Origin of the sequence: Mesorhizobium sp. M0152, assembly GCF_040322415.1 — a bacterium.
In the GTDB taxonomy this organism is placed as follows: domain Bacteria; phylum Pseudomonadota; class Alphaproteobacteria; order Rhizobiales; family Rhizobiaceae; genus Mesorhizobium.
Genome location: NZ_JAMYTH010000023.1, coordinates 52,450 through 72,088 on the forward strand (window position 1 = coordinate 52,450; position 19,639 = coordinate 72,088).

The following is a 19,639-nucleotide window of genomic DNA, read 5'->3' on the forward strand; positions in this document are numbered from 1 at the left end:
ACCGGTGCGGGCAGGTCGATCAGTGCCTTTCCAGCTTTAATAAGCCGGATGGCTGAAGCGGGCCTGGTGGGCATCAGTAGTCAGGTTGCGGAAGTCCTTGCCGCTGACATGCACCAGCGTCTTGTGGTCGCCGCCCTCGAAATAAATGTCGGCGGCATCGCCCAGGCTTTCGTCGAGGATTACCGGCACATCGTAGGCCGCGCCGATCGGCGGAACGGCGCCGGTGTCGCAATCGCCAAAGAGCGAAACCACCTCATCTTCGGTGGCGAGTCCAAGATTCTTGTCCATGACCCTCTGCAACGCGCCGAGCTCGATTCTGTGCGTGCTGGGGACCACGGCCAGCGCATAACCCAGATCGTGGTGAACGAGCACCGATTTGGCCATTATGCTGCCGGGCACATGCGCCGCTATGGCGGCCTGCCTGCTTGTGGCCGTGCGATGATGCGCGACAGTGTCGTAGGAAATCCCTTTCCTGTCGATATAGTCCTTCAGTTTGTTTGCGATTGTCATTTTGGGCGTCCCTTGCTGAGTTCGCGACGCAGGCGAAAACGCGGCAATCATCCTGCTTCCGTCGTTTCCGGTACGAATAAACATGGCCCAACCGTCGATTGTTTCAAGGGAGGGCACCGGACGGCATGCAGTATCGTTGGGGTCCTGATCGGCGATGCCGTCGATAAGGTCTGAACTCGGATCTGGCGTCAGGGTCCAGCCCCGAAAAACGCCATCCGGGTGAGAAGCGTGTAATCCGCTTCAAAGACCATCATCGCCACGAATACCAACACCAGCACGGGCGGCAGGATGATTGCGTATGTCAGCGCCAATCGCTCCCAGGCCATGTGCATGAAAATGGCGACGATAAGTCCTGCCTTGAGGATCATGAAGATCAGGATCAGCGACCATCTGAGATAGCCGTGCAGACCGAAATAGTCGACCAGATAGGAGCAGGTGCTGAGAATGAACAGCCATGCCCAGACCACCAGATAGAGCTTGATCGGGTGCTCCTGATGAACCTCCGCCTGGGGGACGCCGGCCGCCGCATCATGAGTGGCGTGCAATGCGTGTTGCCCGAGGCCGTTTGCGGTTGCTTCAGCCATTTCTGCCTCTCACCAAAGATAGAAGAACGCGAAAATGAACACCCAGACCAGGTCGACGAAATGCCAGTAGAGTCCCATGATTTCGACGTTCTCGTAGCGGCCTCTGCGGCTGGTAAAGAAGCCGGGCCGCCCAGTGTCGAAATCTCCACGCCACACCTTTCGGGCCACGATAATCAGGAAGATCACCCCGATCGTCACATGCGTGCCGTGGAAGCCGGTGATCATGAAAAAGGTCGACCCGAACTGGGCAGCGCCCCAGGGATTGCCCCAGGGCCGCACGCCTTCGGTAATCAGCTTGGTCCATTCGAAAGCTTGCATGCCGACAAAGGTCGCACCGAGTGCTGCGGTCAGAAGCATCAGGATTGCCGTTTTGCGGCGGTCGCGGCGATAGCCGAAATTGACCGCCATAGCCATCGTTCCGCTGCTCGAGATCAGCACGAACGTCATGATGGCGATGAGGATCAGCGGTATGTCAGAGCCGCCGATGCGAAGGGCAAAGACCTCGCTTGGATTGGGCCACGGCACTCGCGTGGAGATGCGGGCGGTCATGTAGGAGAGCAGGAAGCAGCCGAAAATAAAGGTGTCGCTGAGCAGGAAGATCCACATCATGGCCTTGCCCCATGACACGTTCTTGAACGCCCGCTGATCCGAGGACCAGTCGGCGGCGATGCCTTGCCAGCCTGCGGGCCGCGGCTCCGTTCGGCCGATGTGGGTCAGTGTCGTCTCTGCCATCCGCCCGTTCCTCCTAGTTTAGCAACCCTCGGCAAATGTCGATGAAAGTCGCGGCCCAGCCGGCCAGAAGTGCGAAGATGGCAAGCCAGACGAAAAGCAGGAAATGCCAGTACATGGCGCACAGCTCGACGCTGAGGCGAAGCCGCGCCGGCCGCGCCCCGCTCCAGGCGCCGACGGTTGTTCTGCCCAGGCCCACCAGCCCGCCCAGTATATGCAGCCCATGCATTCCCGTTAGCAGGTAGAAGAAACTGTTGGCCGGATTGGAAGCCAGAAAGTAGCCATCGGCAGACAGCTCGCGCCACGCCACAAGCTGTCCAATCAGGAAAGCGAGCGCCGTGAACCCGGCGGTGGCAAGGCCGAGCCTGACCATGTCCATTTGACCCCTGCGCGCCGCGACCGCGGCGCATTGCAGTGCTATGCTGCTCAAGACCAGCACGCCGGTGTTGAGCCAGAGCAGCCGCGGCAGCGGCAGCGCCTGCCAGTCCGACAACGCCATGCGCATGAAGTAGGCGCTGGTGATCAGCGCGAACAGACAGCCGACGACCGCCAGGAAGACGCCGAGGCCGATCTTGGCGGTCGGCAGCGTCGATCCTTCCATGCCAACGAAATCCCCGGCCATACCTTGCTCGAGCCATGGCTTGGCCATCAGCCGCTGGTGGGAAAGCCACCATCCGGCAAAACCGGCGATCACGAGCATGAAGACCAGAATGACGCTCATGCCGGCTCCCTGGAGGGACCTAAGGAGCCCGGCACGTTTTGCGGAATGAAGTCCTCCTTGGCGCCCGGTACGCTGTAGTCGTAGGCCCAGCGATAGACGATCGGCAGTTCCTTGCCGAAATTGCCGTGGGGCGGCGGTGTTTGCGGCGTCTGCCATTCGAGCGTCGTGGCCCGCCACGGGTTTCCGCCAGCCTCCCGGCCATGGCGGATGCTCCAGATCAGGTTGAACAGGAACACGATCTGCGCAAAGCCGACGATGAACGCCATGATGCTGATGAAAGAGTTCAGATGGTGGGCCGATTCCGTCATCACCGCCATGTCGGTCAATTCATTGTAACGCCGGGGCACGCCCATCAGTCCGAGATAGTGCATGGGAAAGAAGATCAGGTAGGCGCCGAGGAAGGTGACCCAGAAATGGAACCGGCCCAGCACCTCGTTCAGCATCCGGCCGGTGACCTTCGGATACCAATGGTAGATCGCGCCGAAGATCACGATGATCGGCGCGACCCCCATGACCATGTGGAAATGGGCAACGACGAACATCGTGTCCGACAGCGGAACGTCGACCACGACATTGCCGAGGAACAAGCCGGTCAACCCGCCATTGACGAAGGTGACGATGAAGGCCAGGGCGAAAAGCATCGGGATGGTGAGGTGGATGTCGCCGCGCCACAGCGTCAGCACCCAATTGTAGACCTTGATGGCGGTCGGAACCGCGATGATCAATGTCGTGGTTGCGAAGAAGAAGCCGAAATAGGGGTGCATGCCGCTGACATACATGTGGTGCGCCCAGACGACGAAGCTCAGCGCACCGATGCCGACGATGGCCCAGACCATCATGCGATAGCCGAAAATGTTCTTGCGCGCATGGGTGCTGATCAGGTCGGACACGATGCCGAAGGCGGGAAGCGCCACGATGTAGACCTCGGGATGGCCGAAGAACCAGAACAGATGCTGAAACAGGATCGGGCTGCCGCCATTATGCTGCAATTGCTCGCCCATCTCGACGATCGCCGGCATGAAGAAGCTGGTGCCGAGCGCCCGATCAAGCAGCATCATCACGCAGGCCACGAATAGCGCGGGGAAGGCGAGCAGCGCCATGACGGTCGCGGTGAAGATGCCCCAGACAGTCAGCGGCAGACGCATCAGCGTCATGCCGCGCGTGCGGCCCTGCAACACCGTCACGACGTAGTTCAGGCCGCCCATGGTGAAGCCGATGATGAACAGGATCAGCGAGACGAGCATCAGGATGATGCCCCAGTCCTGGCCCCCTGGTGTACCGGTCATGATCGCCTGCGGCGGGTAAAGCGTCCAGCCGGCACCCGTCGGTCCGCCGGGCGCAAAGAAGCTCGACACCAGAACCAGCACGGCAAGCAGGTAGATCCAGTAGCTCAGCATGTTGACATAGGGAAAGACCATGTCGCGAGCCCCGACCATCAGCGGGATCAGGTAGTTGCCGAAGCCGCCAAGGAAGAGGGCGGTGAGCAGGTAGATCACCATGATCATGCCGTGCATGGTGATGAACTGGTAGTAGGCTTCAGGCGTGATGAAGTCGAAGGTGCCGGGAAAGCCGAGTTGCAGCCGCATCAGCCAGGACAGCACCAGCGCCACAAGGCCGATCGCCGTTGCCGTTGCCGAATATTGGATGGCAATGACCTTGGCGTCCTGCGAGAACACGTATTTCGTCCACCAACTGTGCGGATGGTAGAGTTCGACTTCCGCGACTTCGGCCGGCGGGATGGCATCTGCAGGAGTAATATCGACCATAGGAACACCTCCGTGTCCTTTTTAGCGAGACCCGACGGTTTCGAGCTTTGCTGCAATCTTCGAACCTGACGCCGTTGTTTGGTCCGGCGCCTGGCCTGCCGAGCCCGTCTGCTGGGGGGCCGACATCTGTGCAAACGTCTGTTGCTGGCCGAGCCACGCCTGATAATCCTCCTGCGTGTCGACCATCACCACGCCATGCATCATCGGATGTCCTTGGCCGCAGAGTTCGGCGCACAGGACCTGGAAGGTCCCGGTTTTCGTTGGGGTGAACCAGAAGTAGGTGACCGAGCCCGGGATCATGTCCATCTTGGCGCGGAATTCCGGCACATAGAAATCATGCAGCACGTCGATCGAGCGAAGCAGCATCTTGACCGGCTTGCCAACCGGCAGATGCAGATCGGCCGCTTCGACCACGACATCGTCCTGGCCATTGGAATCACTAGTGATCACGCCCAACGGATTCTCAGCTTTGACGTCGCGGGTATCGGATGTGCCGAGTTTGCCGTCCTTGCCGGGCAGGCGGAAACTCCATTGCCATTGCTGGCCGACGACTTCGACCACGGTTGCGTCACTTGGAACGTTGACGAACCGGTTCCAGACGAACAGGCCGGGAACCAGCAAAGCCGTGACACCGACCGCGGTGACAACCGTCAGCCAGGATTCGAGCCGCCTGTTCTCCGGTTCATATGCCGCCTGATTGCCTTCCCGATGACGGAAGCGGAAGACGCAATAGGCCATGAACAAAACCACGGCGGCGAAGACGACGCCGGTGATCCAGAAAGTTATGATGATGGTGTTGTCGATATAGTCCCAGTTCGAGGCAATCGGCGTCCACCACCATGGGCTCAGGAAGTGGAACAACACCGAGCCCACGACTATCAGAACGAGTACAAGCGCAACGGCCATGTCCCGCTTCCTCCCGGCATTATAGGGCGCGCGAAGCTGTCCCGGCGAATGCCAATGTCATCATAGCTCTTTTTTCGGTCGAAATTCCAGAGCCGACTATCCTGACGGGAAAAATGCCGCCTTTTTCCACCGCGGGCCGTGGAGAACGACCATTCCTGGATCAGCCTTTCATGCTGGAGTGGCATTTTCGCCGACGATGATGTGGTCATGCGCGGCGATGCTGGCTCGATGCCTCCCATGGGAGGCACCGACTTACGCAGGCGATCTGTTGAAGCGTCCGATGGAAGCGTCCGAGCAGATTAGCATGAAGACGGCCCGGACCTCCTCATGCCGAAAAAAGGCAACCGCTTCCGTTTGCGGCCGCTGTGAATGCTCACGGCAGGGGCTTTGGGAGCCTTTGGCGCACTCGGCAGGGTTCGAACCTGCATCTGCCCGGGAGGTCCCGCTCTGTCCTAATTTGAGCTACGAGCGCTGACTTCGCAGGCTAAAGGAACAAGGCGTTTGATCAATTTGGAGATTGGGGGTAGCCGGCACATGCATTGGCAGTAGGCCAAGCCGCGATGATCCGGCGCTTCGCCAGCCGTGGCACACGTTGGGAGGTTGCTGGTTCTAGGAATTGGAAAGAGCCGCGCTTGCACGCCCCGCCAGCAAGGGAATCAAAGTTTGGCGGAGAGAACGGATTGCAGGTGCCGCGCGTACCCATTGTGTATCTGGGGCGGAATCCGGCTTCGCGGCGTCGGTAGTTAAGTATTTGAAAATGTAGGCGTGCGTATCGGTCGGGGCCACGCCTGCGCGCGGCCCCGAAGCGTCAGGGGCGACCTGCGGCTGCGAGGGTGGGATAGTCGGTATAGCCGGCGGATCCACCGCCATAGAGGGTCGCTGGGTTGAACTCCGCCAGCGGCGCGCTGGTCTTCAGCCTATCCACCAGGTCGGGATTGGCGATGAAAGGCCGACCGAACGCGAACAGATCGGCCTTGTCCTCGGCGACCTGCGATGCCGCGAGTTCGAGGTCATAGCCGTTATTGGCGATATAGGTATTGTTCAAGCGCCGGCGGAGCGATCCGAAGTCGAACGGCGCGACATCGCGCGATCCGCCCGTGGCGCCCTCGACGACATGGATATAGACGATGCCCAAGGCGTCGAGTTGATCGACGATATAGTCGAACTGCGCCTGGGGGGCGCTGCTCGAGACGCCGTTGGCGGGCGAGACGGGCGAAATCCGGATGCCGGTGCGCTCGGCACCGATCTCCTCGATCACCGCAGCGGTAACCTCCAGCATCAGCCGGGCGCGGTTCCCGACCGATCCGCCATAAGCATCCGTCCGGACATTGGCACCGTCCTTGGCGAACTGGTCCAGCAGATAGCCGTTGGCGCCGTGAATCTCGACGCCATCGAAGCCGGCCTCAATGGCGTTCGCTGCTGCTTGCCGGAAATCATTGACGATCCCCGCAAGCTCGTCGAGCGCCACCGCACGGGGCTCCGAAACTTCGACAAAGCCGTTGTTCACGAACGTCTTGGTCGCGGCCTGGATTGCCGAGGGTGCAACGGGCGCGGCGCCATGCTCCTGCAGGTCGACATGCGAGACGCGGCCGACATGCCAGAGCTGCAGGAAGATCCGCCCGCCCTTGGCGTGCACGGCTGCCGTGACCTTGCGCCAGCCGTCGATCTGAGCCTGAGTGTAGATGCCGGGTGTGTCCTGGTAGCCCTGTCCCTGCTGCGAGATTTGCGTGGCTTCGGAAATCAGCAGGCCGGCCGATGCGCGCTGGCCGTAATACTCCGCGGCGAGATCGCCTGGAACGAAGCCCGGGCCAGCGCGATTGCGCGTCAGGGGCGCCATGACGATACGATTGGAGAGGGTCAGCGAGCCGAGAGTATAGGGCTCAAATAGCGTTTTGCTCGTCACAGGTCACCTTTGTTTGTCCCCGCCGCGGCGGGTCATCTATTAAAATGGCTTCGTTGGTACTAGGCGGCTGTGCGGTACCGCTCGGCGGGATGTTCGTTCCCATAGTTCGGAAGCATGGCCTGGCGCGCGGCCTGAAGCGCGTCCCACTGCCCGGCATCGGGAAGCGGCGGGATGGTCACCGGTTCGCGGCGGTCGAAGCCGACCAGCGCCGCATCAACCAGATCGTCCACCTCCATCACGTTGGAAAGCGTGTTGATGTCGGCACCGACGTGTTCCCAGATCTCCGTTCGCGTCGTGGCGGGAAGCACGGCCTGGACGTAGACACCCTTCGGCGCGAGCTCGAGGCTGAGCCCCTGCGACAGAAACAGCACGAAGGCTTTGGTTGCGCCGTAGACCGTCATGCCGAACTCCGGCGCCAGGCCGACCACGGAGCCGATGTTGACGATCGCCCCTTCGCCGGCCTTCGCAAGACGCGGGGCCATGGCGCTGGCAAGCCGCAGAAGTGCGGTCGTGTTGAGCGCAACAAGCCGCGCGACGTCATCGGTGCTCTGCTCGATGAAGCTTCCGCCGATGGCCGTTCCGGCATTGTTGACGAGGATCCCGATGCGGGCGTCATCGCGCAGCCTCGTTTCTACCGTTGCAAGCTCGGCAGGCTGCGTAAGATCAGCCTGGATGATGTCGATCGCCACGCCGTTTTCCAGACGCAGACGCGCCCCCAGTGCCTCCATCCGTGCCGTATCACGGGCAACAAGCACGAGGTCGTGCCCCCGGCGCGCGAAGCGCTCGGCATAGGCGGCTCCAATGCCGGTGGAGGCGCCGGTGATGAGGACTGACGAAATGGTGGCCATGGGTTGCTCTCTTTTCTGGTGGGACCTATATTCATGACGGTCATCATGATTGACGCTAAATATGATGGGCATCATGTAAATGTCAACGGGCGGAGAATTTTAAAATGAAGGTGAGTCGAGAGCAGATGGCGGAGAACCGTCACCGGATATTGGATGCGGCCAGCCGGCTGTTTCGCGATAAGGGGTTCGACGCGGTCAGCGTGGCGGAGGTAATGAAAGCCGCCGGGCTCACCCACGGCGGCTTCTATGGCCATTTCAGTTCGAAGGACGACCTGATCGCGCAGACCCTTGCTTACGTCCTCGCCGCGGACTCAGGCGGGGGGGGCGATTTTCGCGCTTATGTAGGTTCCTATCTTTCGCCCCGCCATCGCGACAATGCCGCGGGTGGTTGCCCGACGGCGGGCCTTGCCGCGGCCATCCGCCATCAGACCCCGGCTGCTCGCTCGGCCATGACGGAAGGCCTTCGGTCGCAGATCGACCGTATTGGCAAGGCGCTTCCGGAGTTGGATCCGGCAGACAGACGTCGCGCGGCGATCGGAAGCTGGGCAGCAATGGTGGGGGCAGTGATCCTCGCCCGGGCGATCGACGACCCAGCGTTTTCCGATGAAGTGCTGGAACAGACGCGTGCCTGGGTTGATGCCGGTATCAACCAAGTGTCAGCCAGTTAGCCTCGACCGGCTTGTTGTGCAGAGTTCAGAGAGCGGTCGTTTCCGACAGTGCCGTTTGTTCCCCGGCCAGCGTCGCAGTGCGGGCTTCGGCTGGTTCTGGCGCGCCATGGCTTAGAATGCGCGGCCTGAGACATAGGTGAGGTTTTGTACCGGACACCATGTCTAAGGTACAATCTGGTCAGTCCCGCAACAGCCATGGCAGATACCATGATGCTCTCACCAAAGGAGGGATGGATGGTTTCGGTTATTGCAAGTCAGCATCGGAAGGCACCGGAAACTCAACTGAAAGCCGCCAAGCCAGAAACAGGCGAAGGATTTGCGCCGGGCAAGAGCGCCGACAGCGTAGGACATCGCGCCAAGGCGATGATTGCCGAATCGGGCGACACAGCTCCCAATTCACAGGGAAACGCTGCATCGAAGATCGCCAGAATGGACATCACAGTTCTGACGCCGCCGCAAGAAGCGTCACCAACGGTAGCGTTAGAGTAGCACTTTACCGGGAGCTCAAGGCGCCTGGACTTGGCTGCTCGGACGATTCAAGCCGGTTGTCCTAGGGACCAGCTCCATGGCGGCAGTTCATCGATCCGGTTAATCGGATGTCCCTCTGCAATGCGGGCGAGAATGTTCGTGAGCCAAGCTTCCGGGTTGACGCCGTTGAGCTTTGCCGTGCCGATCAGCGTGTAGATTCCCGCAGCCCGTTCGCCACCAGCATCGGAACCGGCGAAGAGGTAGTTCTTGCGCCCAATGGCGATACCATGGAGCGCATTCTCGGCGATATTGTTGTCGGCTTCCAGCTGCCCGTCATCGAGGAAACGCGACAACGCAATGCGGCGCTTGATTGCGTAGCGGAACGTGCCGAGAGTTTATAAATCGTTGCCTCCATCCAGGAGAAGAGACCGGCGAGCAGCGGCTTCGAGGTGGCGCGGATCGCCAGGCGCTCATGCTCCGGCTTGCCTCTTGCCTAAGCCTCGACAGCATAGAGTCGCGCGATTCGCTCAAGCGCTTCCTTCGCAACAAGCGATGCGGTCGCGTGGAAGGAGCCGGACATGCCGGAAGACGTAAGGACTGCGTTCGACGCCATGACGATCAAAGACATGGCACAGAACATCAAGCCGGCCATCTACGCCGCATGGCGCAACGAGATCAAAGAACAGAAAACCGCGAACAGGGCCTTGCGGGATGCTGCCGAAGAGGCATTCAACGCGATTTGCGACGAGGAATGGGAAATAGGCATGCGCATTTGCGCGATCCCTGCCCATACCCTCGAAGGCATGACGGTAAAGCTTCGGGGTGAGCGATATATTGGGATTGGGATTGGGATTGGGATTGGGACTGGAGATTTATGACAGTCCGAACGAGGTGTTCCTGTCGATCGCCGAAGATATCAGGCGCCTTTCGGCTCGCTCGAGTTGAGCCCGGAAGGTGCTGGACCTTTCGACCAAGAATGGCCTGCTGCCTCACGGTGGCGGGCTTCTTCGTAAAATGGGATAATTCGCCGGTTGGGCACGGGGTGGCGGAAATGCTTAGGGTTCTTGTTGGCGCGGCCAGCATCTGCATTATCTTGGTGAGCGGTATCTGGTTATACGGCAAAGCCGCTGAATTCAGGGACTGGCGAGCGCTCGTCAACAAGCAAGGCGAGCGCGAGCGCTGCCTCCAGGTGTTGCGTGAGTGGTCGAAGCTGGGCAGAGACCCGACCTCAGCGCTGCTACTTGATAAGATGTCATCTTGTGAGGCTGCGGGCGCCATAACAAATGACGATTTGAAAAAGGCCCTTGCTGATGCGCTGAGCCACTAGGCCCTGGCGCCGCTGGCGGGCTTTTCAATCAATCGCGTTGAACTCGCACTATTCGCCCCACACTGCTTGTGCATCGGAGCAATACTTTTCGTGCGCCCCAGCGGGGAAAAGGTAGTTGGCGTTCCGAATTCCCGCGAGGTACATCTGGTCGAGCGTGGCTTCCTTGCCAATCTCCGCCTCGGCTGCTGCGAATTCGCGCCGGTGATCCTCCTTTGTACGCTCGTTGTCGATGCCACAGGCCAGGTTGATGGCGTTAAGGTATTCGACCTGTTCAGCATGACGGTTGAACGGTTGGTGTTCCTCAAAAAGCGACTTGACCACCCGGGAAACCGGCTGCCTCTCCCCAGCGCCAGCTGTGTAGGTGGAAGGTAGAGCCGCGACGAGCAGGGCGAGCAGCTTGTACATGGTAGAGACCCGATCCAAGTGTTCGGAGACATCATTTCGAAACAAAGCACGATTCGCTTGGCGTTATTGCCCCAGATGTTGCCGAAAGGGGACCTTCCCGCTTTTGAGGGAAAGTGCATTCGACGCTAAGCGCTTGAAAATTTGGCTCCCCGGGCCGGATTCGAACCAGCGACCAACCGGTTAACAGCCGGTTGCTCTACCACTGAGCTACCGGGGAACAGAGGCTCTGAAGCAAGTGGCGCAGCCTATAGCAAACCCTTTTCGGCTTTGCAAAGAAGCATTTCGTATTTTTCCGAGACTTTTTCGCGCAGCGGTTTCTCGCAATCGGAGTTGTCCGTCCTCATATTAGCCGTCTTGGCGAAGGCGCGGAACCGAAACGGCGGTGGCGGCTTTCGTGAATAACATTGCAGAGCCACCAGACGGACCAGCCATTCGAGATGACGGCAGCAGACGAAAACCAGGAACCGGCGCGAAAAATCTCGGTCTTCGGGCGTCAATTCACCATGCCGCGTTCGCGCGCCCTCAGAATCACTATCGGCGTGATCTTGATCATCGGCGGCATTCTCGGGTTCCTGCCGATCCTTGGCTTCTGGATGGTTCCGCTCGGGTTGCTGGTGCTGTCCTATGAATTCGCCATGGTGCGCCGCCACCGCCGTCGATTCGTCGTCTGGTGGGAGCGGCGGCGCCGGCCGGATTGACGCTCTGCCTCATCGGCCCAACGATCGATGCGGGGCATCGGACCGAATGCAGAGGAAACCGCGGGGAATGCGCGGTGGCCGCTTGACGGCATTTTCGCCGCAACCTATTGGAACCGGGTGGAACGCCGGGAGCAATGAGGCCTCGTGGCGGAGTGGTTACGCAGAGGACTGCAAATCCTTGCACCCCGGTTCGATTCCGGGCGAGGCCTCCAATGCCCGGCTCCCGCGCGCCAGCGCCGGAGTTAGACGTTCCAATCTAGATGAACCGCGGTTTGGCGCGGCAAGCGGACTGGTTGGGACATGAGCGCTGATTTCTCCGAGCTTCGCGTCAAGATGGTCGATGGTCAGGTTCGCACCACCGACGTGACCAGCGCGCCGCTGCTGGATGCGATGCTTTCCGTGCCGCGCGAGATTTTCGTCGGCCAACGCCAGCGCGACCTCGCCTATATCGACGAGGACATCCGCATCGCCGACGGCGCCGGCGGGGCGCGCTACCTCATGGAAGCTTCGCCGCTGGCCAAGCTGATGCAACTGGCCGAGATCAGCCCGGCCGATTCAGCGCTCGATGTCGGCTGCGGCACCGGCTACGCCTCGGCCATCCTGTCGCGGCTGGCGAAGTCGGTCGTGGCGCTGGAAAGCGATTCGGCGCTCGCCGAAACCGCCAGCTCGGCGCTCTCGTCGCTGGGCTGCGGCAATGTGACCGTGGTTCAGGGCGCGCTGCCGCAGGGCCATGCGGCCAAGGCGCCTTACGACGTCATCTTCATCGGCGGCAGCGTCGAGAAAGTCCCGGCGACGCTGCTTGCCCAGCTTGCCGAAGGCGGCCGACTCGTCGCCGTCGAAGGGCAGGGCAATTCAGGCGTGGCGCGACTTTTTTATAAAGCTGGGGGGGTTGTAACCGGAAGACGGGCATTTAATGCGGCAATTAAGCCACTACCCGGTTTCGAACGTGAGCATGCTTTCGAATTCTGAATGATTTGCCTTGCAGCAAAGGCCTTGTCATGGTCGCTTGGGCTTGAACGATCGTTGCTGAATCCCAGACTGGGGGCACTTTGGGCTAGGCGACAGGGAATATTAACGCCGCTCCGGCTGCTCAAAGGAGAAGCTGGCGTGGCGCGGTTCCCATGGAAAACGAATGAGGGATACCCGTGCCGTCTTTATCCAAGTCACTTTTTGCCGCCGTCCTCGTTTCCGCGACCGCGCTTTCTTCCTTCCCGGCCTCGGCCGAAACCATCTCCGGCGCGCTTGCCAAGGCCTATCAGTACAATTCCTCGCTGAATTCATCCCGGGCCGGCGTGCGCGTCACCGACGAGAGCGTGGCGATCGCCAAGTCGGGATGGCGCCCGACGATCGCCGGATCGTCCGGCATCGATTATACGAACACCCGCCGGGCAAATGACGGCGGCAATTCGAAGCTGACGACCGCCAATTTCGGCATCCAGATCAACCAGACGCTGTTCGACGGTTTTCAGACCAGGAACAATGTGGCGGCCGCCGAATCGCAGGTCAAAGCGTCGGTGGAAAGCCTGCGCAACACCGAAGAGAACACGCTGCTCAACGCGGCCACGGCCTATATGGACGTCATTCGCGACCGGCAGATCGCGGTGCTGACCGAACAGAACCTTCAATTCCTGACCGAGCAGGCGCGCGCCGCGCGTTCGCGCTTCGAGGTGGGTGAAGGCACGCGCACGGACGTTGCCCAGGCCGATGCGTCGCGCGCTTCGGCGGTGGCCTCGCTCAGCGCCGCCCGCGCGCAGGCGCAAGCCAGTGCCGCATTTTACCATCAGGTCGTCGGCGACGAGCCGGGCAAGCTCAGGCCCGCTTCGCCATTGGGCAAGCTGCTGCCGTCGAGCCTCGATACGGCCATAGCGATCGGCTCGAAGGAACACCCGGCCATTCTCGCCACGCAGCATCTGGTCGACGCGGCGGCGTTCTCGGTGAAGTCGTCCGAGGGCGCGCTGTTGCCGCAACTGTCGGCGTCGGCCGGTATTTCTGAGAATTACCGCAAATCCATCCCCGACATTTCGGGTTCCAATGGCGATTCGACCTCGGCCAATATCGGCGCGACCCTGACCATTCCGATCTATTCGGGCGGCCGCACCTCCGCGGTCGTGCGGCAAAACAAGGAATCGCTCGGCGAGGCGCGCATCCAGGTCGACGTCAGCCGCGACCAAGTGCGCCAGGCCGTCGCCTCGGCATGGTCGCAGTACACCGCCGCGCAGCAGAGCGTTGCCGCCAACAGGCAGGTGATCGACGCCGCGCAGTTGGCGCTGAACGGCGTCATCGAAGAGCGCAATGTCGGCCAGCGCACCACGCTCGACGTGCTCAACGCGCAGGCCGCCGTCATCACCGCCAAGATCAACCAGGCCAATTCCGAGCACGATGTGGTGGTGGCAAGCTATGCCATCCTGTCGGCGATGGGTCGGCTGTCGGTCGACCGGCTTGCGTTGCAGGTTGCGAAGTACCGGCCCGAAGAGCACTACAACGCCGTCAAGGACAAATGGATCGGCCTGCGCACGCCGGACGGTCGCTAGACGCCGCCGGCTCCGAATCCGGTTTCCCCGGTCGAGTGGAACTTTTTCAAAGCGGTTCCGCTCTTTCTGTTCCGTGCCTAATCTGTTGAAATCCCACATGTCCCCAGATTGGGGATTCTCGTACGGCGATCCGTCGGTTACGCTGTCGCCATGATTCGAATCCGGCCTGCGCCGGAGCGGAAATCCACAGAGGTCACAAGGGCGGCGGATGTGACGATGGCGACGGCAAGCAGCGCACAGCGCGAACCTTCCATGGAAGAGATACTGGCTTCCATCAGGAGGATCATCGAGGACAGCGACACCGGCCGCAAGCCGCCGGGCGACGCCGATGAATTGCGGCAGGACCTGGAGCCTGCATCGAGCACGGCTCCAGCCGCCGATTTCGACGCGTTTCGTGCCGAGTTGCATGCCCCCGAAGTCAGGAAGCCGGTCGCGCTGGCGGAGCCGCCGGCCGCCGAGCCGGCACCCGCCGCAGGGATCGACCCGTCGGCGGCGCCTGATTCCGCCGCGACGAGTGAGGAAATCGTTGCCGATTGGCGGCGCGAGATCGCGGCGGTCGGCGAGCAGGCGAAAGCAATACCGGGCATCCGCAAGCCGGCCGCCCAGCCCGAGGCGTCGGTCCACGAGCCGGTGGCGGAGCCTGCGTTCGAGCGGCCTTCGTCGGGTGACGATCTTGGGCGACCGGCGGCAAGCGACGGCCCGGCTGTTCGCCCGGCAATTCTTTCCGAGCACACGGGCCGCCAGGTGGCCGCGGCTTTCGGCGAGCTTTCCGACGCCTTTGCCAGCCGCGGCAAGAAGACGTTCGACGAGATGGCCGAAGAGATGCTGAGGCCGATGCTGCAGGACTGGCTGGACAACAATCTGCCGACGCTAGTCGAAAGACTGGTGCGCGAGGAGATCGAGCGCGTGGCGCGCGGAGCGCAATGATTTCCGGATCCCTTAGGTAGCCAGTTGGACCCGGTTGCGCCGTCACCCTGGCGGCGCAGGCACGGTAATCTCGGGGCCGGCATGGCGAGGAAGGCTAGCTCCGATGATGGCGATTGCCACGATCACTCCGCTCAGCATCAACCGCCAGTCGAGCCTGTCCGACGCGCCAGCCACATTCTTCCAACACCTCTCGACGCTTATTTCGGTTCTTCTTCGGGTTGGACTACGCCATGCGGCTCAAATAGATTTCGAGCTTCGCGGTTCGGTCTGCACCAAGGATCGCGATCGCACCGACATACCCGTCCGGCCGGATCAGCACACACTCGCCCGGTGCCAGCGCATAAGCATCGCGAAGGTGTCCCCAGGCGTCGATGACGCCTTGCGGGCCGATGTGGTGGACATGCAGCCCCTGGCGTGGCCCAACCGTCTCTCTGCCGGCTTCCTGAACAAGCAGCGTCCAATGCGGTCCCTGGAGCAGTTGGAACAGTCGCCATGGTTGGCCCGCCGCGCCCCTGATTGGGGCATCCGGCGCGCGGTCCCCCGCACGCAGGCCGCCGCCGCGTTCGGCCAGCTCCCTGGAGAGCGGCGAGTCCGGATAGCCGATATCGAGCTGGCGCACCTCGCGGCCGCGCATCCCACCCTGTTTCTGGGCGTCGAGCAGCCGGGTCGAAAGGCCGAGAACCGATTCCGCGACTGGACGCCGTTCCTGCTCATAGGTGTCGAGCAGCCAATCCTCCGCACCGCCGAGCACGGCGGCGAGTTTCCATTCCAAAAGCCAGAGGACCCCAGCGCATCCTGAGGTGTCGCACTATTCCTAAGGTTCGCGATTGACTTTCTCTCTAGCCAGCGTGTATCAATATCGATACAGTACGAGCCATGTGGCTGGCAGCTCGAACTTGTCCAGCGCGGCGACGATCCCGACGACTGGAAACCTATGCAGACCGTCGGACCGGTGTCAGGGAAATCAGGGTTCGGGAAGCATCGGGAGCATTTCGCGTCATCTATCTGGCGACACTAGATGACCGCGTTTTGGTGCTTCATGCGTTTCAGAAGAAGACACAGGCCACATCCAAGAAAGACCTCGATCTAGCGACACAACGGCTGAAGCGATGGAAGGCAGAACGATGAACGTAGAAATCTATGAGAACGTCTGGGATGCCCTGGCGGATACGGAACAAGAGGCAGCAAACCTTAAAGCGCGCTCGGCGCTGCTCTACGAAATCCGTAAGGTGGTCCAGCGTTGGGACATTCCCCAGGAGGATGCCGCCAAGCGGCTCGGCCTGACGCGCCCCCGCACCAATGATCTGCTGCGCGGCAAGCTCGCCAAATTCTCGCTTGACGCGCTCGTCAACATCGCCGCCTCCGCGCACCTCGAGATAGAAATCCGGGTAAAACAGGCAGCGTAGTCACGAGATGTTTCGCGAAAATCGGGAGTTTTGCGACACACCCGTTCCGCTTCCACGTTTGGACGTTCCTGATCTCAACAACATCTTCGAAGCGGACGCTCGTTCGAATTGTGCGATCAATGGAGGCGTGGAGCAACGTATCGCCTGGCGGTCAAGCACGGTGCCCGCTGGCACCCCTGCGTTGAAATGAACAAGGCCGTGCCTATTTGCTCGTGATGAGCCGGGGCGGCCCCTTGCGGTTGACTTGGCCAAGACCTTCCGATTTACACCGGACCAGCAAAAATCCCGACAGCGCGGACCATTTTCCCATGCTTGAAAAGACCTACGACGCAAAATCCGTCGAGCCGAAGATCGCCAGGGTTTGGGAAGAGGCCGACGCGTTCCGGGCCGGCGCGGGTGCCGAGGAGGGGGCCGAGGCCTTCACCATTGTCATCCCGCCGCCCAACGTCACCGGCTCGCTGCATATGGGCCACGCGCTCAACAACACGCTTCAGGATGTTCTGGTGCGCTTCGAGCGCATGCGCGGCAAGAACGTGCTGTGGCAGCCCGGCATGGACCATGCCGGCATCGCCACGCAGATGGTGGTCGAGCGGCAGCTGATGGAAAAGCAGATCCATCGCCGCGACCTGACGCGCGAGGAATTCATCGAGAAGGTGTGGGAGTGGAAGGCTGAATCTGGCGGCGCGATCTTCAACCAGCTAAAGCGGCTCGGCGCCTCGGCCGACTGGTCGCGCGAACGCTTCACCATGGACGAGGGCCTGTCGAAGGCCGTGCTCGAAGTGTTCGTCACGCTCTACAAGGAAGGCCTGATCTACAAGGACAAGCGCCTTGTGAACTGGGATCCCAAGCTGTTGACCGCGATCTCGGATCTCGAGGTCGAGCAGCAGGAAGTCAACGGCAATCTCTGGCACTTCCGCTATCCCATCGAGGGCCAGATCTTCGATCCGGAGAATCCAAAAACCTTCATCACCGTGGCAACCACGCGCCCCGAGACGATGCTGGGCGACACGGCCGTCGCCGTGCATCCGGACGACGAGCGCTTCCGGCACCTGGTCGGCAAGAATGTCGTCCTGCCGATCGTTGGCCGCAGGATACCGGTGGTGGCGGATGAATACTCCGATCCGGAGAAGGGCTCCGGCGCGGTCAAGATCACGCCGGCGCATGATTTCAACGACTTCGAGGTCGGCAAGCGCCACAAGCTGCCGGCGATCAACATCCTCACCATCGAGGCCGCGATAAGCCTCGTGGATAATGAGGATTTCCTGGCCGGCCTCGACGTGACACCGGAGCGCCGGGCGGTCTGGGACGAACTCAACGGCCTCGACCGCTTCGCCGCGCGCAAGAAGATCGTCGAGCTGATGGAAGAAGGCGGTTTCCTCGACAAGGTCGAGCCGCATCGCCATGCCGTGCCGCATGGCGATCGTGGCGGCGTGCCGATCGAGCCGTTCCTGACCGAGCAGTGGTATGCCAATGCCGCCGAGCTCGCCAAGCCGGCGATCGCCTCGGTGCGCGAGGGCCGCACGAATTTCGTGCCGAAGAACTGGGAAAAGACCTATTTCGACTGGATGGAGAATATCCAGCCCTGGTGCATTTCGCGCCAGCTGTGGTGGGGGCACCAGATCCCGGCCTGGTACGGGCCGGACGGACGTGTCTTCGTCGAGAAGTCCGAAGAAGAGGCGCTTGCCGCGGCGATTGAATATTATCTGGCGCTGGAAGGGCCGTGGAAGGCCTGGGTCGAGGACAAGCTCGAGAATTTCAAGCCTGGCGAGATCCTGACCCGCGACGAGGATGTGCTCGACACCTGGTTCTCGTCGGCGCTGTGGCCATTCTCGACGCTCGGTTGGCCGGACCAGACGCCGGAGTTGAAGACCTACTACCAGACCGACGTGCTGGTGACCGGCTTCGACATCATCTTCTTCTGGGTCGCCCGCATGATGATGATGGGCCTGCATTTCATGGACGAGGAGCCGTTCCACACGGTCTATGTCCACGCGCTGGTGCGCGACAAGAACGGCGCCAAGATGTCGAAGTCGAAAGGCAACGTCATCGATCCGCTCGACCTCATCGACGAGTATGGCGCCGATGCGTTGCGTTTCACGCTGACGGTGATGGCGGCGCAAGGGCGCGACGTGAAGCTCGATCCGGCGCGCATCGCCGGCTATCGCAATTTCGGCACCAAGCTGTGGAACGCGACGCGCTTCGCCGAGATGAACGAAGTCGCGCGCAACGACGATTTCTGGCTGAACGATGCCAAGCTGGCCGTCAATCGCTGGATCCTTACGGAGCTGACGCGCGCGGCGCGCGAGATCACCGACGGCATCATCTCGTACCGCTTCAACGAGGCGGCTGGGGCGGCCTACCGCTTCGTCTGGAACCTGTTCTGCGACTGGTATCTGGAGCTGCTCAAGCCGGTGTTCATGGGCGCCGACGAGGCTGCCAAGGCCGAGAGCCGCGCCTGCGTCGCCTTCGTGCTCGACGAGATCTACAAACTCCTGCATCCGATGATGCCGTTCATGACGGAAGAATTGTGGGCGCAGACCGCTGGCGAAGGCAAGGAGCGTCCGTCGCTGCTTTGCCATGCCACATGGCCGTCGCCGGACTTCGAGGACGCGGAAGCGGCCGCCGACATCAACTGGCTGGTCGACCTCGTCTCCGGCATCCGCTCGGTGCGTTCGGAGATGAACGTGCCGCCCGCGGCGATCGCTCCGCTGGTCGTGGTCGGCGCCAATGATGTGACGCGTGAACGGCTGGTGCGTCAGGACTCGGCGATCAAGCGGCTGGCGCGCGTCGGCGACGTCTCGCTGGCCGACGCGGCACCCAAGGGCTCGGCGCAGATCGTGCTCAACGAGGCGACGATCTGCCTGCCGCTAGGCAGCCTAATCGATCTCGGCGCCGAGGCTGTGCGGTTGCAGAAGGAATTGGCCAAGGTGACCGAGGAAATCGCGCGCCTGCACAAGAAGCTGTCCAACGAACGGTTCGTCGCCAGCGCGCCGGCCGAGATCGTCGAAGCCGAGCGTGAAAAGCTCGCCGAATACCGCGATGCCCAGGACAAGCTTTCGGTCGCGTTGACCAGGGTTCGCGACGCCGGTTGAGGGATGGATTCGCGAGGCTTTAGCGCTCTCTAAAATGACGAGCTTTTTGCCCCGAAAGCAGGCATTCCGCAGCGTTAATGTTGACGTAAACGGAAGTTTTAGCCCCATTGTTGCCATAATGTAACAATGGGGCCGCAGCCTCTTAAAACT

20 protein-coding genes, 3 tRNA genes and 2 pseudogenes are annotated in these 19,639 nt (G+C 61.4%); 12 read left to right on the forward strand and 13 right to left on the reverse strand.

Annotated elements, in window-relative coordinates:
* Positions 1-36: 36 nt before the first annotated feature.
* The 9 genes from NKJ26_RS21855 to NKJ26_RS21895 all read right to left on the reverse strand — a co-directional run bounded on the left by NKJ26_RS21855 (position 37) and on the right by NKJ26_RS21895 (position 7,967).
* On the reverse strand, positions 37-510 hold the full coding sequence (locus NKJ26_RS21855; protein ID WP_352697118.1) for an aminoacyl-tRNA deacylase: 474 nt from the start codon (positions 508-510) through the stop codon (positions 37-39).
* Positions 511-698: 188 nt separating this feature from the next.
* On the reverse strand, positions 699-1,094 hold the full coding sequence (locus tag NKJ26_RS21860) for a cytochrome C oxidase subunit IV family protein (protein ID WP_352697056.1): 396 nt from the start codon (positions 1,092-1,094) through the stop codon (positions 699-701).
* 9 nt (positions 1,095-1,103) lie between these two features.
* Complete coding sequence (locus NKJ26_RS21865) at positions 1,104-1,826, reverse strand: heme-copper oxidase subunit III family protein (RefSeq protein WP_352598039.1); 723 nt, start codon at positions 1,824-1,826, stop codon at positions 1,104-1,106.
* Positions 1,827-1,839: 13 nt separating this feature from the next.
* The gene (locus tag NKJ26_RS21870; protein ID WP_352697058.1) at positions 1,840-2,544 is read right to left on the reverse strand and encodes a cytochrome c oxidase subunit 3; all 705 of its coding nucleotides are present in this window, start codon (positions 2,542-2,544) and stop codon (positions 1,840-1,842) included.
* Positions 2,541-4,310 (reverse strand): cytochrome c oxidase subunit I, encoded by a 1,770-nt coding sequence (gene ctaD, locus NKJ26_RS21875; RefSeq protein WP_352697060.1) that lies wholly within the window; start codon positions 4,308-4,310, stop codon positions 2,541-2,543. The genes NKJ26_RS21870 and ctaD overlap by 4 nt, the downstream gene beginning before the upstream one ends.
* Positions 4,311-4,331: 21 nt before the next feature.
* A complete protein-coding gene (gene coxB / locus NKJ26_RS21880; protein ID WP_352697062.1) occupies positions 4,332-5,216 on the reverse strand; it encodes a cytochrome c oxidase subunit II in 885 nt (294 codons plus the stop codon).
* Positions 5,217-5,614: 398 nt separating this feature from the next.
* Positions 5,615-5,688, reverse strand: a tRNA-Gly gene (locus tag NKJ26_RS21885).
* Between the two features lie 336 nt (positions 5,689-6,024).
* Positions 6,025-7,119 (reverse strand): alkene reductase, encoded by a 1,095-nt coding sequence (locus NKJ26_RS21890; RefSeq protein WP_352697063.1) that lies wholly within the window; start codon positions 7,117-7,119, stop codon positions 6,025-6,027.
* Positions 7,120-7,178: 59 nt separating this feature from the next.
* On the reverse strand, positions 7,179-7,967 hold the full coding sequence (locus NKJ26_RS21895; RefSeq protein WP_352598043.1) for an SDR family NAD(P)-dependent oxidoreductase: 789 nt from the start codon (positions 7,965-7,967) through the stop codon (positions 7,179-7,181).
* Positions 7,968-8,071: 104 nt separating this feature from the next.
* On the opposite strand from NKJ26_RS21895, the gene NKJ26_RS21900 reads away from it, so the two are divergent.
* Together NKJ26_RS21900 and NKJ26_RS21905 are read left to right on the forward strand one after the other, a co-directional pair.
* Entirely contained in the window at positions 8,072-8,635 is a 564-nt protein-coding gene (locus NKJ26_RS21900) for a TetR/AcrR family transcriptional regulator (protein ID WP_352697064.1), read from the forward strand.
* A gap of 234 nt (positions 8,636-8,869) precedes the next feature.
* Entirely contained in the window at positions 8,870-9,124 is a 255-nt protein-coding gene (locus NKJ26_RS21905) for a hypothetical protein (RefSeq protein WP_352697066.1), read from the forward strand.
* Positions 9,125-9,171: 47 nt separating this feature from the next.
* Here the strand turns inward: NKJ26_RS21905 and NKJ26_RS21910 are convergent, their stop codons facing one another.
* A complete protein-coding gene (locus NKJ26_RS21910) occupies positions 9,172-9,474 on the reverse strand; it encodes a transposase domain-containing protein (protein ID WP_502903169.1) in 303 nt (100 codons plus the stop codon).
* Between the two features lie 207 nt (positions 9,475-9,681).
* On the opposite strand from NKJ26_RS21910, the gene NKJ26_RS21915 reads away from it, so the two are divergent.
* Complete coding sequence (locus NKJ26_RS21915; protein ID WP_352697067.1) at positions 9,682-9,981, forward strand: hypothetical protein; 300 nt, start codon at positions 9,682-9,684, stop codon at positions 9,979-9,981.
* A gap of 98 nt (positions 9,982-10,079) precedes the next feature.
* Positions 10,080-10,430 carry a hypothetical protein gene (locus NKJ26_RS21920; RefSeq protein ID WP_352697069.1) on the forward strand — a complete coding sequence of 117 codons (351 nt, stop codon included), beginning with the start codon at positions 10,080-10,082 and terminating at the stop codon, positions 10,428-10,430.
* 48 nt (positions 10,431-10,478) lie between these two features.
* Here NKJ26_RS21920 and NKJ26_RS21925 read toward each other — a convergent pair whose 3' ends face one another.
* Together NKJ26_RS21925 and NKJ26_RS21930 are read right to left on the reverse strand one after the other, a co-directional pair.
* On the reverse strand, positions 10,479-10,835 hold the full coding sequence (locus NKJ26_RS21925) for a hypothetical protein (protein ID WP_352697071.1): 357 nt from the start codon (positions 10,833-10,835) through the stop codon (positions 10,479-10,481).
* Positions 10,836-10,977: 142 nt separating this feature from the next.
* Positions 10,978-11,052, reverse strand: a tRNA-Asn gene (locus tag NKJ26_RS21930).
* A 220-nt stretch (positions 11,053-11,272) separates the two neighbouring features.
* Here NKJ26_RS21930 and NKJ26_RS21935 point away from each other — a divergent pair.
* The 5 genes from NKJ26_RS21935 (at position 11,273) to NKJ26_RS21955 (ending at position 14,991) form a co-directional block, all read left to right on the forward strand.
* Positions 11,273-11,533 (forward strand): PGPGW domain-containing protein, encoded by a 261-nt coding sequence (locus tag NKJ26_RS21935; RefSeq protein WP_027024869.1) that lies wholly within the window; start codon positions 11,273-11,275, stop codon positions 11,531-11,533.
* Between the two features lie 138 nt (positions 11,534-11,671).
* A tRNA-Cys gene (locus NKJ26_RS21940) sits at positions 11,672-11,745 on the forward strand.
* Between the two features lie 88 nt (positions 11,746-11,833).
* Positions 11,834-12,502 carry a protein-L-isoaspartate O-methyltransferase family protein gene (locus NKJ26_RS21945; RefSeq protein WP_352697073.1) on the forward strand — a complete coding sequence of 223 codons (669 nt, stop codon included), beginning with the start codon at positions 11,834-11,836 and terminating at the stop codon, positions 12,500-12,502.
* Between the two features lie 176 nt (positions 12,503-12,678).
* Positions 12,679-14,064, forward strand: a complete 1,386-nt coding sequence (locus tag NKJ26_RS21950; RefSeq protein WP_352697075.1) for a TolC family outer membrane protein — start codon at positions 12,679-12,681, stop codon at positions 14,062-14,064.
* 216 nt (positions 14,065-14,280) lie between these two features.
* Positions 14,281-14,991: a PopZ family protein gene (locus NKJ26_RS21955; RefSeq protein ID WP_352697077.1), complete on the forward strand. Its 711-nt coding sequence runs from the start codon at positions 14,281-14,283 to the stop codon at positions 14,989-14,991.
* 223 nt (positions 14,992-15,214) lie between these two features.
* Here the strand turns inward: NKJ26_RS21955 and NKJ26_RS21960 are convergent.
* Positions 15,215-15,763: pseudogene (locus NKJ26_RS21960) on the reverse strand (aromatic-ring hydroxylase C-terminal domain-containing protein); the annotation flags it as partial.
* A gap of 84 nt (positions 15,764-15,847) precedes the next feature.
* On the opposite strand from NKJ26_RS21960, the pseudogene NKJ26_RS21965 reads away from it, so the two are divergent.
* The 3 genes and pseudogenes from NKJ26_RS21965 (at position 15,848) to NKJ26_RS21975 (ending at position 19,489) form a co-directional block, all read left to right on the forward strand.
* Positions 15,848-16,119 (forward strand): annotated as a pseudogene (locus tag NKJ26_RS21965) (type II toxin-antitoxin system RelE/ParE family toxin).
* Positions 16,101-16,397, forward strand: a complete 297-nt coding sequence (locus NKJ26_RS21970; RefSeq protein WP_352697079.1) for a helix-turn-helix domain-containing protein — start codon at positions 16,101-16,103, stop codon at positions 16,395-16,397. Before NKJ26_RS21965 ends, NKJ26_RS21970 begins: the two are co-directional and overlap by 19 nt.
* Before the next feature lie 308 nt (positions 16,398-16,705).
* Positions 16,706-19,489 carry a valine--tRNA ligase gene (locus NKJ26_RS21975; RefSeq protein WP_352697081.1) on the forward strand — a complete coding sequence of 928 codons (2,784 nt, stop codon included), beginning with the start codon at positions 16,706-16,708 and terminating at the stop codon, positions 19,487-19,489.
* Positions 19,490-19,639 lie beyond the last annotated feature (150 nt).

Bases quoted from the DNA above. Each gene is read 5' to 3' on its own strand.
- NKJ26_RS21855 (WP_352697118.1), bottom strand. From the start codon at position 510: ATGACAATCGCAAACAAACTGAAGGACTATATCGACAGGAAAGGGATT.
- NKJ26_RS21860 (WP_352697056.1), bottom strand. From the start codon at position 1,094: ATGGCTGAAGCAACCGCAAACGGCCTCGGGCAACACGCATTGCACGCC.
- NKJ26_RS21865 (WP_352598039.1), bottom strand. From the start codon at position 1,826: ATGGCAGAGACGACACTGACCCACATCGGCCGAACGGAGCCGCGGCCC.
- NKJ26_RS21870 (WP_352697058.1), bottom strand. From the start codon at position 2,544: ATGAGCGTCATTCTGGTCTTCATGCTCGTGATCGCCGGTTTTGCCGGA.
- ctaD (WP_352697060.1), bottom strand. From the start codon at position 4,310: ATGGTCGATATTACTCCTGCAGATGCCATCCCGCCGGCCGAAGTCGCG.
- coxB (WP_352697062.1), bottom strand. From the start codon at position 5,216: ATGGCCGTTGCGCTTGTACTCGTTCTGATAGTCGTGGGCTCGGTGTTG.
- NKJ26_RS21895 (WP_352598043.1), bottom strand. From the start codon at position 7,967: ATGGCCACCATTTCGTCAGTCCTCATCACCGGCGCCTCCACCGGCATT.
- NKJ26_RS21900 (WP_352697064.1), top strand. From the start codon at position 8,072: ATGAAGGTGAGTCGAGAGCAGATGGCGGAGAACCGTCACCGGATATTG.
- NKJ26_RS21905 (WP_352697066.1), top strand. From the start codon at position 8,870: ATGGTTTCGGTTATTGCAAGTCAGCATCGGAAGGCACCGGAAACTCAA.
- NKJ26_RS21915 (WP_352697067.1), top strand. From the start codon at position 9,682: ATGCCGGAAGACGTAAGGACTGCGTTCGACGCCATGACGATCAAAGAC.
- NKJ26_RS21920 (WP_352697069.1), top strand. From the start codon at position 10,080: ATGGCCTGCTGCCTCACGGTGGCGGGCTTCTTCGTAAAATGGGATAAT.
- NKJ26_RS21925 (WP_352697071.1), bottom strand. From the start codon at position 10,835: ATGTACAAGCTGCTCGCCCTGCTCGTCGCGGCTCTACCTTCCACCTAC.
- NKJ26_RS21935 (WP_027024869.1), top strand. From the start codon at position 11,273: ATGACGGCAGCAGACGAAAACCAGGAACCGGCGCGAAAAATCTCGGTC.
- NKJ26_RS21945 (WP_352697073.1), top strand. From the start codon at position 11,834: ATGAGCGCTGATTTCTCCGAGCTTCGCGTCAAGATGGTCGATGGTCAG.
- NKJ26_RS21955 (WP_352697077.1), top strand. From the start codon at position 14,281: ATGGCGACGGCAAGCAGCGCACAGCGCGAACCTTCCATGGAAGAGATA.
- NKJ26_RS21970 (WP_352697079.1), top strand. From the start codon at position 16,101: ATGGAAGGCAGAACGATGAACGTAGAAATCTATGAGAACGTCTGGGAT.
- NKJ26_RS21975 (WP_352697081.1), top strand. From the start codon at position 16,706: ATGCTTGAAAAGACCTACGACGCAAAATCCGTCGAGCCGAAGATCGCC.